Genomic DNA, 13449 nt, shown 5'->3' with positions numbered 1-13449 from the left:
GTTCAATTTGAAGGTAATCGTACTATTTTTTGGTCTTCCAGAAATTGGTGAAGCGCCATTAGAGCTGCCACCTCGGCCATCTTGGCCTTGGCCTCGTGAATCATTTCCGGAGCATAATAATTTTTTACAAAGTGAGTGTCAAAATTCCCCGAACGAAATGCCTCATGGGCAAAAACAAAACTTCCGAACGGCAAAGTGGTCTGCACCCCTTTAACTTTATAATTGTTGATGGCCTCGAGCATCAGTTCGATGGCTTCCTCACGCGTCTGCCCATACGTGATCAACTTGGACAACATGGGATCGTAATAAATGGGAATGTCCATGCCTTCCACAAAACCATTGTCCACCCGAACACCTTCTCCCACAGGAAGTTGGTAGGTTTCCAAATTCCCCACACTGGGAAGGAAATCGTTCAATGGGTCTTCGGCATACACCCTGAGTTCCACGGCATGTCCTTTAATTTTTAGGTCTTCTTGTTTCATGGGCAGTTCTTCACCACGGGCGACTTTAATCTGCAGTTCCACCAAATCGACACCGGTGATCAGTTCGGTCACCGGATGTTCCACCTGCAATCGGGTGTTCATTTCCAAAAAGTAGTAATTATGATCGGCATCCATAAGAAACTCCACGGTACCTGCCCCGATATAATCGCAAGCCTTGGCCACTTTGGTTGCGGCAATACCCATTTCTTTCCTTTTTTCGGGCGTTAAAATAGAGGAAGGGGCTTCTTCCACCACTTTTTGATGACGACGTTGCACGCTACATTCCCGTTCAAAAAAGTGCAATACATTGCCATGGGTATCTGCCATGACCTGCACCTCGATGTGTCGTGGGGATTTCACATATTTTTCCACAAAAACAGATCCATCACCAAAAGCGGAAGTGGCTTCACTGATGGCCCTTTTCATTCCTGATTCGAGATCGGCCTCTTTCTCCACGATCCGCATACCTTTTCCTCCCCCACCGGCCGATGCTTTGATCAAAATGGGATAGCCCACTTCATTGGCAATTTCACGGGCCTTTTCGACATCCGAAATGGCTTCGTCGATACCGGGCACCATAGGAATATTATAGGCTTTAACCGCTTCTTTGGCCGCCAATTTGCTACCCATGATCCGAATCGCCTTGGACTTGGGACCGATGAACGTAATACCACTCTTCTCGACAGCTTCGGCAAAATCTGCATTCTCACTCAAAAATCCGTAGCCCGGATGGATCCCATCCACGTTCAATTCCTTGGCCACCGCTATGATCTTGTCGCCCCGCAAGTAGGATTGGTTGGAGGGCGCTTCACCGATGCAAACGGCCTCATCCGCAAACTGGACGTGGGGCGCATTTCGGTCTGCCGTTGAAAAAACGGCCACGGTACGAATACCCATCTTTTTTGCCGTTTTCATTACCCGCACTGCAATTTCACCACGGTTGGCAATCAATATTTTTTTCATGCTGTTTTATTGAAATTCGATCAACAATTGTTTTTTGTCAACTGCCTCGCCTTGTTTCACCCCAATTTTTTTGACGACTCCGTTTCGGGGCGATGTGATGATGTTCTCCATCTTCATGGCTTCCAGAATCACCAATTGATCGTCCTCTTTCACCTCTTGGCCCTCTTGTACCAGAATATCCAAAATCAATCCCGGCATGGGTGCTTCAATGGTGTCGATGTTCTTATTGGAATTGGAGGCAAATCCCATCTTTTCAATGAGTTCATCCAAAGGTGTATGGATCTTAGTGGCGAATTCACTCCCATTGATGCTGATGGTATAGGTTCCCTCCGTAAAATCGGCATTTAAAACCTCGATGTGATAGGATACCCCATCCTTCAAGAAATGATAGGCATGGTCGCCGGTTTTAATCAAATCCAAGGAAGAAATTTGGTCTTTGGAAAGTTTAAAATCAAAGTCATGGTCGACCTTGACCGAAAATAAATTGTCCATAAATAGTGTTTCCACAGGTTAGCTGGTTAAAGATAAGACGAAAGCATTAGAATTCCACAAAGCTATGGCCTTTAACTTGGCAAGGTTATGATAATGATCATGGTTTATGAATTGGGTCATGCCTAATTATGTATTCTGTTAACAAGCGTTCAGATCTAATCAAATGTTTATTTTTGGGGTAAATTTTCATCTATGCTGATTTTAGGGATTGCTGGCGGAACGGGCTGTGGAAAAACCACGGTGGTCAACCAAATTGTGGACCAACTTCCAGAAAACGAAGTAGCGGTCATTTCACAGGATTCCTATTACAACGACCTTTCCCATTTGAGCAGGGAAGAGCGGGCAAAAATCAATTTTGACCATCCCAATTCCATCGATTTTGACCTTTTGATCGCCCATTTGGAACAATTGCGGCAGGGCCAAACCATAGAAACTCCGATTTATTCCTTTGTGGAGGAGACACGATTGGACGAAACCATATCCACCTCGCCCAAAAAGGTGATGATCGTGGAAGGTATTTTGGTGTTGAGCAACCCTTCATTACGGGATATGTTCGATATCAAAATCTATGTACATGCCGATTCTGATGAACGTTTGATACGCCGTTTACAAAGGGATATTCGGGAGCGTGGACATGACCTGGACAAGGTTTTGACCCGGTACCAGACCGCTGTGAAACCCATGCACGAACAATTTATAGAGCCATCCAAGGAATTTGCAGACATCATTATCCCGAACAACCATTACAACACGGTGGCCATCGACATTGTCCGAACCATCATCAACAATAAACTGGCTGAAAAATGGGCCTAAAAGCACTCCGACAAAAAAAATGGTTCAAGGTGATGACCAATACCTATGTGTTGGTCCTTACAATTTTTGTGATTTGGATGGCCTTTTTCGATACCAACTCACTTTTGATCCATATGGAATTGCGCAACGAAATCAAGAAGCTGGAAAAGCAGAAGGATTTTTTAAAGGGAGAGATTGAAAAGGATCGCGAGGTCCTCAAGAAAATGTCGGATGAGAAGGAGCTTGAAAAACTCGCCAGGGAAAAATATTACATGAAAAAAGACAAGGAAGAAATATTCCTGATCGAATACGAAGACAGCCTAAAGCAAAAACAAGATGAGTAACACCGGCCTTTTTGAACATTTTCCCAAAATCTCCGCGAAACAGTGGAAACAACAGATCCAATATGACCTGAAAGGCGCCGATTATAACGAGGCCCTTGTTTGGGAATCGCTGGAAGGCATCAAGGTAAAACCGTTTTATAATGGGGAGGATTTAAAAACCGCTCTGCCTTCAACATCCGCAGGACATTCATGGAAAATTGCCCAATCTATTTTCTGTGGGGATGCGCAAAAAGCCAATGCCAAAGCCAAAGAAATCCTTCAAAAAGGCGTGGAGAGTCTACTTTTGATCATTCCCAACGAATCCATTGATTTTTCTGTGCTACTGCACGAAATCGATTTAGCCAAGGTACCGTTACATTTTCAGTTTCAATTTTTGGCAATTGAGCCGATTCAGAAATTATTGGCGTTCACTAAAGGCAAACAAGCGAAGATGTACCTCAACATTGACCTGATCGGAAATTTGGCCCAAGAGGGTAACTGGTATCATAATCTAGAGGAAGACCATCGTATTTTGGCGAATATCCTTCAATTGGCCAACAGTCATGGCGTTGAATCCGCGGTATCGGTAGACTTAGCATTGTATGAAAATGCCGGCGCCAACAAAGTGCAACAATTGGCCTATGCCATGGCACATGCCAATGAATACCTCAATCATTTGGCAACCACGGGCGCAATCGAAAAGTCGTTCAATATTACCTTTAAAGTAGCCATCGGCAACAACTATTTCTTTGAAATAGCCAAATTGAGGGCGCTGCGCTGGCTTTGGAAAAGCCTAACACTCGCCTATGATCTGAACAATGATTGCCACATTTGGGCCTTGCCTTCCAAACGCAACAAAACCTTGTACGATTACAACGTGAATATGCTGCGCACCACATCCGAATGTATGTCGGCTGTTCTGGGTGGCGCCGACACGGTTTGCAATCTGCCTTATGATGCCATCTACCACAAAGACAATGCATTTGGGGAACGCATAGCTCGAAACCAACTACTATTATTAAAGGAAGAAGCCTATTTCCAAGAAGCTTCACAAATTTCGGAAGGTGCCTATTATATTGAGTCCCTTACCCAGCAATTTGCTGAAAAAGCCCTGGCCTTGTTCAAACAAATTGAAGCCTCCGGTGGATTTTTAGCTGCCTTGAAAAAAGGCACCATCCAACAAAAAATCAAGGAAAGTGCCCAAAAGGAACAGGAACTTTTTGACACAGGAAAGATCATCGCACTGGGGACCAATAAATACCCCAATCCCCAGGATCGCATGAAAGATGATTTGGAACTGTATCCGTTCGTGAAAACCCAACCCCGTAAAACCCTTGTGGAGCCCATCATCGAAAAACGATTGGCCGAAGCCTCGGAACAAAAAAGATTGGACAATGAGTAGAAAAGACCTTCAACACCTAGAATTGGCTGACCAATCAAGGGCAGTCAAGACACAAACATACGGACACGAAGATTTTGCGGCAGGCATTTCCCCATTCTTGCGAGGGCCCTACTCTACCATGTATGTTCGACGACCTTGGACCATTCGTCAATATGCCGGATTTTCAACCGCTGAGGAAAGCAATGCGTTTTACCGTCGTAACCTGGAAGCCGGACAAAAAGGGCTTTCCGTGGCATTCGACCTCCCTACCCACCGTGGGTACGATTCCGACAACGATAGGGTCGTGGGTGATGTGGGCAAGGCAGGTGTGGCCATCGACTCGGTTGAGGACATGAAGATTTTGTTTGATGGGATCCCCTTAGATCAAATGTCGGTTTCCATGACCATGAACGGGGCAGTTATCCCCATTATGGCCTTTTATATTGTGGCGGCTTTGGAACAGGGCGTGCCCATGGAAAAGTTGGCTGGCACTATTCAAAACGACATTTTGAAAGAATTCATGGTGCGCAACACCTACATTTATCCGCCTACACCCTCCATGCAGATTGTTGCCGATATTTTTGAGTTCACCAGTCGAAACATGCCCAAATTCAACAGCATCAGCATTTCGGGCTATCATATGCACGAAGCGGGAGCACCAGCTGCCATGGAGTTGGCCTATACGTTGGCCGACGGTATTGAATACATCCGAACAGGCATTAAGGCGGGACTTAAAATCGATGATTTTGCGCCACGCCTTTCGTTCTTTTGGGGTATCGGAATGAACCATTTTTCTGAAATAGCCAAAATGAGGGCCGGACGGATGTTGTGGGCCAAATTGGTGGAACAGTTCGAACCTTCAAACGACAAATCCCTTATGCTTCGCACCCACAGCCAGACCAGTGGATGGAGCTTAACGGAACAGGACCCGTTCAACAATGTGGCACGAACTACGATTGAAGCCATGGCAGCCGCTTTTGGAGGCACACAAAGCCTGCATACCAACGCCTTGGACGAAGCCATAGCATTGCCGACCGATTTTTCGGCCCGTATTGCACGAAACACCCAGCTATATCTGCAATTGGAAACCAACATCACCCGAACGGTTGATCCTTGGGCAGGTAGCCATGTAGTTGAAAAACTGACCCACGAAATTGCAGAAAAAGCTTGGAAATTAATCGAAGAAGTGGAAAAATTGGGGGGTATGACCAAAGCCATCGAAGCCGGCATACCCAAAATGCGCATTGAAGAGGCAGCGGCCAAAAAACAAGCCCGAATCGATAGCGGACAGGATGTGATCGTGGGCGTGAACAAATACCAACTGGAAAATGAGGACGACCTTCAGATTTTGGAGGTGGATAACGCCAAGGTGCGCAAACAACAAATGGAACGACTTCAACAAATCAAATCCACCCGCAATTCAGAAGCCGTGGAGCAAGCATTGGAGGCGATTCGCACCGCAAGCAAAAAAGCCATGGAAAATACGGGCGACCGAGGAAATTTGCTAGCTTTAGCCGTAAAAGCCGCCAAAGAACGTGCTACCCTGGGCGAAATAAGCGATGCCATGGAAAGTGCCTTTGGTCGGTACAAAGCCAAAATCCAATCCTTTACCGGAGTGTATTCCAAAGAAATCAAAAACGACGAGAGTTTCAGCAAGGCCCGAAAAATGGCCGATGACTTTGCACAGCAGGAAGGGCGAAGACCCCGGATTATGGTAGCAAAAATGGGCCAGGACGGGCATGATCGCGGTGCCAAAGTAGTGGCCACTGGCTATGCCGATTTGGGCTTTGATGTGGATATCGGACCCTTGTTCCAGACTCCGGCCGAGGTGGCCAAGCAAGCTGTGGAAAACGATGTACATATTTTAGGTATTTCATCTTTGGCAGGTGGACACAAGACCTTGGTCCCCGAAGTGGTCCAAGAATTGAAAAAATACGGTCGCGAAGATATTATGGTTATCGTGGGTGGTGTCATCCCCAAACAGGATTACCAGCATCTGTTGGACCATGGTGCTGTGGCAGTGTTCGGTCCAGGCACCAAAATAGCCGAGGCAGCCATACAGATCCTGGAGATTTTAATGGACTGACCAGGTATAACACGCTGCCCTTTATAAGTTTAACTTACTTTAACGCCGAAACCCGGGGTTATTCACCCCATGTTAACAAATTACATTTTTTAGCGTCTTAAATAATCGTATTTTTAACGCCTAACTTACTATGAAATGGGCAAGATTATTGCTATTGCAAACCAAAAGGGCGGAGTAGGCAAAACCACCACCACGGTGAACCTCGCAGCCTCCCTCGGTGTTTTGGAGAAGAAAGTGCTTTTGATTGATGCCGATCCCCAGGCAAATGCCACTTCCGGTCTTGGTATCGATGTGGATTCCGTGGAGCATGGCACCTACCAGCTTTTGGAGCATACCATGCAGGTAGACGATGTGATTGTACAGACCGATTCCCCCAACGTAGACCTTATTCCGGCACATATCGACCTTGTGGCCATCGAAATTGAATTGGTGGACAAGGACAATAGGGAGTACATGCTCCGTGAGGCCTTGAAGGATTTGGGAGATCGCTATGATTTTGTGCTGATCGACTGTGCACCTTCTTTGGGGTTATTGACCCTTAATGCATTGACCGCAGCAGATTCGGTGATGATTCCCATCCAATGTGAATATTTCGCGCTCGAAGGGTTGGGCAAATTGCTCAATACCGTAAAAAGTGTACAAAAAATACACAATAACGACCTGGATATCGAGGGCATGTTGTTGACGATGTACGATTCCAGATTGCGTCTTTCCAACCAAGTGGTGGAAGAAGTGAAAAAACACTTTGCGGATATGGTGTTCGATACCATCATCCAGCGAAACGTGCGGCTAAGTGAAGCACCCAGTTATGGCGAAAGCATTATAAAATATGATGCGAGCAGCAAGGGAGCTTCCAATTACCTTAACTTGGCCAACGAAATTTTGAAGAAAAACAAGGAGAAAGTTTAAATGGCGAAAGCAACAAAAAAACAGGCTTTAGGAAGAGGCCTGTCCGCTCTTTTAAAAGATCCCGACAATGATATCCAATCCGTTGCGGACAAGAATGCGGACAAGGTAATAGGCAATGTTGTGGAATTGGACATCGATTCCATTGAGGTAAATCCTTTTCAGCCGCGTTCCAATTTTAACGACGAAGCCCTTGAGGAATTGGCCAGCTCCATTCGTGAGTTGGGCATCATACAGCCCATTACCGTTCGAAAATTGGATTTCAACAAATTCCAATTGGTATCAGGGGAGCGAAGGTTCCGAGCCTCCAAATTGGTTGGTCTCGAAACGATACCGGCCTACATCCGTATTGCCAACGACCAAGAGTCCTTGGAAATGGCCTTGGTGGAAAATATTCAACGGCAGGATCTGGACCCCATCGAAATTGCACTTTCCTACCAGCGTCTTATCGATGAAATACAGATCACCCAAGAAAAATTGAGTGATCGAGTGGGCAAAAAACGATCTACGATCACCAACTATTTGCGTTTGCTCAAACTACACCCCATCATACAAACAGGTATGCGGGACGGTTTTATCAGTATGGGTCATGGCAGGGCACTGATCAACATCGAAAAGAAAAAAGATCAGATAGCGATTTATGAAAAAGTGGTGTCCGACGGGCTTTCCGTTCGCGAGACCGAACGCATGGTGAAGGAATTCAAAGAACCAACCTCTGCCTCAGGAACTTCATCTGCCAAGAGCAAAAAAGAAGTACCCAGCTTTGTTTCCGATGGTATTACGGCCATAAAAGAGAGATTGGCGGCCAAAGTGGATATTACCGCATCCAAAAATGGAAAGGGTAAAATTGTGATTCCCTTCCATTCGGAGGAGGAGTTCAAGCGTATTCAAAAATTGTTGACAGGTGAATAAAAACCTTATCCTTTTAGGTTTGGCCCTCCTTGGTCTGCACGTTGGTTTTGCCCAAGAGGAAGAAAATAAACCCACAAAGCAGGCTGTAAAGACCCAAGAGACCGATTCCATAAAACAGGATTTTCAAGGCAAGGGCATCACCTTTGAGGAAGTCCATAAAAAGCAGGAAGTAAATCCATTGGCACCGAGCAAGGCTGCCTTCTATTCTGCCGTTTTACCAGGATTGGGACAGATTTACAACAAGCGATATTGGAAAGCCCCCATTGTTTGGGGTGCCATCGGCACTGGAATCTATGTCTACTCCTTCAACAATACCGAATACCACCGTGCCAGAAATGCCTTTAAACGAAGATTGGCCGGATTCAAAGATGATGAATTTTATAGGGAGGATGGTACAGTCATCATTTCGGATGAGGCTCTACAAGAAGCACAGGAAAGCACCCAAAGGGACCGTGACCTCGCCCTTGTGATCACCATTGCCCTTTACGCCCTTAATATTATCGATGCCAATGTCGATGCCCATTTAAAACAGTACAATGTGGATGATGATCTGGCCATTGACTTTAAACCTTATCTAGATATTAACCCACTGACCAACCGACCGAACTATGGCATGGCACTGGTCGTAAAATTTTAAACAATGAACATCGGTCTTTTTGGATATGGGAAAATGGGAAAAATGATTGAGCGCATCGCTCAAGAAAGAGGCCACTCCATTATTGCCAAAATAGATGCGGATGCCCAACAAATTGATTATACGGCCATGGACGTGGCCATAGATTTTAGTATGCCAGATGCCGCTTACAACAATATTACCAGTTGTTTTAAAAACGGGGTGCCCGTAATCAGCGGAACCACAGGCTGGCTGGACAGGTATAGCGAAGCAGTTGCAATCTGTGAAAAACACCAAGGTGCCTTTATTTATGCCTCCAACTTTAGCTTGGGCGTGAACCTCTTTTTTGAACTGAATGCACAGTTGGCCAAAATGATGGCCGGACTGAAGGAGTACAACGTATCGATGGAAGAAATTCATCATACCCAAAAACTGGATGCGCCAAGCGGTACCGCAATCACATTGGCCGAAGGAATCATACAAAATTCCGATTACGCGAAATGGGAATTGGATAATGCGGACGAGCGCACCATACCCATTACCTCCATTCGGGAAGGTTCGGTGCCAGGCACCCACAGCATTACCTATGAAAGCGCTGTGGACAAAATTGAAATCAAACATGAGGCGTTCAACAGGGAAGGATTCGCCTTGGGCGCGGTTATCGCTGCAGAATGGCTTCGGGGAAAAACTGGGGTTTTCACTATGAAAAATGTGTTAAACCTAAGCTAAATAAGTAACAACGCGATAGACGGAGAGTCTAACAAAGAAATTTTACTATGGACGGAACACAATGGATCATTTTTATATTGATCATTCAGGTCATCCACTTTTTGGGCACCTGGAAACTTTATGTGAAGGCAGGACGTAAAGCTTGGGAAGCCGCGATACCCGTATACAATGGCATCATCCTAATGAAAATCATCAAGAGGCCGTGGTGGTGGGTACTCTTGCTGTTTGTTCCCATTATCAACCTACTGATGTTTCCCGTTGTTTGGGTGGAGACCATCAGAAGTTTTGGAAAGCACTCCCTTTTGGATACTTGGTTGGTGATTTTAACCCTAGGCTTCTACATCTATTACATCAATTATGTGGAAGACGTAAGCTACATTGAGGACAGAAGTCTGAAACCACGCACTGGATTGGGAGAATGGGTAAGTTCCATTGTGTTTGCGGTTGTTGCCGCCACCTTTGTACACACCTATTTTATTCAGCCTTATGTGATACCGACCGGGTCCTTGGAGCGAACATTGCGCATTGGTGACTTCTTGTTCGTTAGCAAGTTCCACTATGGCGCCAGGGTTCCCATGACCACCTTGGCCGCCCCCATGGTGCACGACACCCTTCCTGTTCTGCATACAAGATCGTATTTGGCCGATGTGAATCCAGATACCTACGAGAAGAGTTGGATCAACAAACTCCAACTGCCTTATATGCGTTTACCCGGTTTTGAAAGTGTAAAAAAGAATGATATTGTAGTGTTCAGCCTTCCCGCCGATACGCTGTACCAATTCTTTAAGGCCGAAAAAGCAGTTCGAAAACCCATCGACAAAAAGTCCAACTATGTGAAACGTTGTGTGGGCACTCCAGGGGATTCGTTGGAAGTGATCCACGGCTATGTGTATATCAATGGAAAGCAATTACAGCTCTCCGATCGGGCCAAAACCATGTACAATTATGATATTTATGCCAAAACTGGAGTATCGACCCGGTATTTGGAGGAAGTGGATGCAGCGGATTATTACAGAAAATACATTGCCACCAATATCAACGAAACACAATACAATGCCTTGGCCCCGTACGTTTCAGGTGCCAAAAACACTGCGGATGGCAAAATTGAACTGTATACCAATGAAAAAGGCATTCCCACCGAAGTAATCAGACAACTGCGTCTTTCCCTTACAGAAGAGAAGCCATTATCCAGAATGGCCAACATGACTTCTGAAATGGTGGAAAAGCTGCGTGCCAACCCAGCCATTGATTCCGTGGTGCAAACAGAAGAACCCAAAGGGATCTATGGGTATAACATTTTTCCTCAAAAACCCAATTTATATCCTTGGAACAATGACAATTTTGGACCCATTTATATTCCAAAAGCGGGAACCACTGTGGAAATCAATGCCAAGACGATTCCGTTGTACAAAAAAATCATTCGTGACTACGAGCACAATGATGTAAAAGTAACAGGGGATAAAGTGTTGATCAATGGTCAGGAAGCCCATTCGTATACCTTCAAACAAAACTACTATTGGATGATGGGTGACAATCGGGACCATTCCGAGGACAGCCGAACCTGGGGTTATGTCCCCGAGGACCATATTGTGGGCAAACCGGTTTTTTTGTGGATGAGTTTCGATAATTTCAGGGAAGGGATTGCCAATTGGCGAGTCCGCTGGGATAGAGTCTTCACCACAGTGAGCGGAAGTGGCGAACCAGTTTCCTACTTCAAATATTTTATTGCAGTACTTTTCGGTTGGTTTGTGTTTGATTTCTTTAGAAAACGCAAAAAGAAAAAAGCCTAACATTCTAAAATATACATCTCTTGGAGCTGCTGATTCATCCCACCTATTTTCCAAGTATCGCCACCTTTGCGATGTTGGTGCAGCACGAGGTGGTTTGGGAGGCACATGATAATTTTCAAAAACAAACGTATCGAAACCGTTGTTATATCTGTACCGATAAGGGCAAGCATATGCTTAATATCCCCATACAACATGTAGGGGGTGAAGAAGGGCGACAAAAGTATGTCGATGTACGCATGGACAACAGTTATGGCTGGAAGAAAATACACTGGCGCACCTTGGAAACCGCTTATCGCACCTCTCCATTTTTTGAATTTTTCGAGGACGATATCAAACCCCTATTTGAAGGTGAAGAGGAATCTTTGTTCGATTTTAATATGAAAACAATCGAAATTATTGGCGGTTGTTTGGGAATCGAAATTCCAAAAGAAAAGACAACATCCTATGATCTCGAACCTTCCGAATTAACGGACCTGCGCTTTTTGGTCAATGCGAAGAATGAGAAGGATTTTGGTTTGGAACCCTACCCCCAAGTGTTTGAGGAACGCCATGGCTTTATTGCCAATTTGAGCATTTTGGACCTTTTGTTCAACGAGGGTACCCAGACATTGGATTACTTGAAATCACAATCCATCAACACAAAAGATGCTTAGGCACCTGCTCCATTATGGCATTCATTTTTTGGTGCCGATCATCATTGCGCTTTATTTCTTTAGAAATGATTGGAGAAAAGTGGCGCTTTTGCTTTTGGCGGGGATTTTAATTGATTTGGACCACCTGTTTGCCACCCCTTTGTTCGACCCTGGTCGTTGTAGTATCGGCTACCATCCATTGCACAGCTATTTGGCCATAATGGCGTACGCCCTACTGCCTTTATTTAAGCCCACACGTATCTTGGGTTTAGCATTGCTCCTCCACATTTTTGCGGATCTTTTGGATTGCTTATTGATGTGATTGTAATCGGAGGGTGGACATTACCGGATAATGGTCGGACAGCTTTATATTGAAATTTTGATGGGACAGCACTTCAAAATCCGGGTCGGCAAGAATATAATCGATGCGTATAGGAAACTTCAACAAATCATAGGTACGGCCAAATCCGGTTCCTTGTTCTCTGAACGTGTCCTGTAAATCGCCTTTAATGATTTTATAAATATTGGAGAATTGGGTATTGTTAAAATCCCCACAGACAAGATTTTTGTGCGGGCTCTTTCCCAGATGTTCCCTAAACAGCTTGGCCTGTTCCAACTGTTTGGTAAAAGTGTTCACCAATCTCTTATAAGTTCGTTCTGAATTTTCACCATTCGAGATTGCAGCCGCACTGGGCACAATGTTGAAAGATTGTAAGTGCACATTATAGACCCTAACCGTATCCCCTTTCGTAACTATATCGGCATAGATGACATTATTAATGGTTCCCGGCAAATCCAATGAACCACTGCCTACAATTGGAAACTTGGAAAAAATGGCTTGTGTTGTTTTTGGAGTTGACTTTTTATACAATGTTACTGATTTGAACTTGAACTCAACCATTTGATCATCTTTTGATCTATCGTACTCTTGAAAACACAAAATATCCGGATCCTCCTTTTTAACAAAATCTATTATCCGATCTCCAATATTAGGTTCCTTGATCCAACCATTTTTATTGAAACCCCAAACATTATAGGTCATAACTTTTAGATGGTTCTCACCAGACTCCACTGCATCACTTCCTAGGCCATAAAAAGAGCCAAAAACAATGTAACCCAGAATAATGGCCCATAACGACCATAAAAACTTTCTTTTCCTCAATACGAGCCAATAAATAACGAATAGTCCGTTCAAAACAAACAAGATGGGAACGAACAAACTCAAAACCGCCAAAGCAGGGATGGGCTGAAATTGTAAAAACGAAAACAGACCTATCAACAAAAGGAAGAAGGCAACCAACACATTGATTGCAAAAACTACCCTGTTAAACCATGAAAGCTTTTTCAT

At 44.8% G+C, this 13449-nt stretch carries 14 protein-coding genes; 11 read left to right on the top strand and 3 right to left on the bottom strand.

Features of this window, described 5'->3' with window-relative positions:
• Positions 1-2 precede the first annotated feature (2 nt).
• Positions 3-1445 carry an acetyl-CoA carboxylase biotin carboxylase subunit gene (gene accC, locus EO131_RS16655; RefSeq protein ID WP_127024937.1) on the bottom strand — a complete coding sequence of 481 codons (1443 nt, stop codon included), beginning with the start codon at positions 1443-1445 and terminating at the stop codon, positions 3-5.
• 6 nt (positions 1446-1451) lie between these two features.
• Positions 1452-1952: an acyl-CoA carboxylase biotin carboxyl carrier protein subunit gene (locus EO131_RS16650; protein WP_127024934.1), complete on the bottom strand. Its 501-nt coding sequence runs from the start codon at positions 1950-1952 to the stop codon at positions 1452-1454.
• A gap of 177 nt (positions 1953-2129) precedes the next feature.
• Between EO131_RS16650 and udk the strand changes: the two genes are divergently transcribed.
• The 11 genes from udk (at position 2130) to EO131_RS16595 (ending at position 12423) form a co-directional block, all read left to right on the top strand.
• Positions 2130-2750 carry a uridine kinase gene (gene udk / locus EO131_RS16645; RefSeq protein WP_127024931.1) on the top strand — a complete coding sequence of 207 codons (621 nt, stop codon included), beginning with the start codon at positions 2130-2132 and terminating at the stop codon, positions 2748-2750.
• Positions 2741-3073 (top strand): FtsB family cell division protein, encoded by a 333-nt coding sequence (locus EO131_RS16640; RefSeq protein ID WP_127024928.1) that lies wholly within the window; start codon positions 2741-2743, stop codon positions 3071-3073. The genes udk and EO131_RS16640 overlap by 10 nt, the downstream gene beginning before the upstream one ends.
• Entirely contained in the window at positions 3066-4454 is a 1389-nt protein-coding gene (locus EO131_RS16635; RefSeq protein ID WP_127024925.1) for a methylmalonyl-CoA mutase subunit beta, read from the top strand. The genes EO131_RS16640 and EO131_RS16635 overlap by 8 nt, the downstream gene beginning before the upstream one ends.
• The gene (scpA, locus tag EO131_RS16630; protein ID WP_127024922.1) at positions 4447-6519 is read left to right on the top strand and encodes a methylmalonyl-CoA mutase; all 2073 of its coding nucleotides are present in this window, start codon (positions 4447-4449) and stop codon (positions 6517-6519) included. Before EO131_RS16635 ends, scpA begins: the two co-directional genes overlap by 8 nt.
• 135 nt (positions 6520-6654) lie before the next feature.
• On the top strand, positions 6655-7428 hold the full coding sequence (locus EO131_RS16625; protein WP_127024919.1) for a ParA family protein: 774 nt from the start codon (positions 6655-6657) through the stop codon (positions 7426-7428).
• Positions 7429-8337 carry a ParB/RepB/Spo0J family partition protein gene (locus tag EO131_RS16620; RefSeq protein ID WP_127024917.1) on the top strand — a complete coding sequence of 303 codons (909 nt, stop codon included), beginning with the start codon at positions 7429-7431 and terminating at the stop codon, positions 8335-8337.
• Complete coding sequence (locus EO131_RS16615; RefSeq protein ID WP_241243881.1) at positions 8330-8974, top strand: DUF5683 domain-containing protein; 645 nt, start codon at positions 8330-8332, stop codon at positions 8972-8974. Before EO131_RS16620 ends, EO131_RS16615 begins: the two co-directional genes overlap by 8 nt.
• A gap of 3 nt (positions 8975-8977) precedes the next feature.
• A complete protein-coding gene (dapB, locus tag EO131_RS16610) occupies positions 8978-9679 on the top strand; it encodes a 4-hydroxy-tetrahydrodipicolinate reductase (RefSeq protein ID WP_127024914.1) in 702 nt (233 codons plus the stop codon).
• Between the two features lie 47 nt (positions 9680-9726).
• Positions 9727-11469, top strand: a complete 1743-nt coding sequence (gene lepB, locus EO131_RS16605) for a signal peptidase I (protein ID WP_127024910.1) — start codon at positions 9727-9729, stop codon at positions 11467-11469.
• Between the two features lie 20 nt (positions 11470-11489).
• The gene (locus tag EO131_RS16600; protein ID WP_164731719.1) at positions 11490-12122 is read left to right on the top strand and encodes a WbqC family protein; all 633 of its coding nucleotides are present in this window, start codon (positions 11490-11492) and stop codon (positions 12120-12122) included.
• Entirely contained in the window at positions 12115-12423 is a 309-nt protein-coding gene (locus EO131_RS16595; protein WP_127024907.1) for a DUF6122 family protein, read from the top strand. Before EO131_RS16600 ends, EO131_RS16595 begins: the two co-directional genes overlap by 8 nt.
• Here EO131_RS16595 and EO131_RS16590 read toward each other — a convergent pair.
• Positions 12412-13449: an endonuclease/exonuclease/phosphatase family protein gene (locus EO131_RS16590; RefSeq protein WP_127024904.1), complete on the bottom strand. Its 1038-nt coding sequence runs from the start codon at positions 13447-13449 to the stop codon at positions 12412-12414. The genes EO131_RS16595 and EO131_RS16590 overlap by 12 nt on opposite strands.

This window comes from Flagellimonas beolgyonensis, assembly GCF_003992615.1.
Lineage (GTDB): Bacteria > Bacteroidota > Bacteroidia > Flavobacteriales > Flavobacteriaceae > Flagellimonas > Flagellimonas beolgyonensis.
Note: the sequence above shows the minus strand (reverse complement) of the source record. Positions and strands in the feature narration are given on the sequence as shown.

Bases quoted from the DNA above. Each gene is read 5' to 3' on its own strand.
- accC (WP_127024937.1), bottom strand. From the start codon at position 1,445: ATGAAAAAAATATTGATTGCCAACCGTGGTGAAATTGCAGTGCGGGTA.
- udk (WP_127024931.1), top strand. From the start codon at position 2,130: ATGCTGATTTTAGGGATTGCTGGCGGAACGGGCTGTGGAAAAACCACG.
- EO131_RS16640 (WP_127024928.1), top strand. From the start codon at position 2,741: ATGGGCCTAAAAGCACTCCGACAAAAAAAATGGTTCAAGGTGATGACC.
- EO131_RS16635 (WP_127024925.1), top strand. From the start codon at position 3,066: ATGAGTAACACCGGCCTTTTTGAACATTTTCCCAAAATCTCCGCGAAA.
- scpA (WP_127024922.1), top strand. From the start codon at position 4,447: ATGAGTAGAAAAGACCTTCAACACCTAGAATTGGCTGACCAATCAAGG.
- EO131_RS16625 (WP_127024919.1), top strand. From the start codon at position 6,655: ATGGGCAAGATTATTGCTATTGCAAACCAAAAGGGCGGAGTAGGCAAA.
- EO131_RS16620 (WP_127024917.1), top strand. From the start codon at position 7,429: ATGGCGAAAGCAACAAAAAAACAGGCTTTAGGAAGAGGCCTGTCCGCT.
- dapB (WP_127024914.1), top strand. From the start codon at position 8,978: ATGAACATCGGTCTTTTTGGATATGGGAAAATGGGAAAAATGATTGAG.
- lepB (WP_127024910.1), top strand. From the start codon at position 9,727: ATGGACGGAACACAATGGATCATTTTTATATTGATCATTCAGGTCATC.
- EO131_RS16595 (WP_127024907.1), top strand. From the start codon at position 12,115: ATGCTTAGGCACCTGCTCCATTATGGCATTCATTTTTTGGTGCCGATC.
- EO131_RS16590 (WP_127024904.1), bottom strand. From the start codon at position 13,449: ATGAAAAAGCTTTCATGGTTTAACAGGGTAGTTTTTGCAATCAATGTG.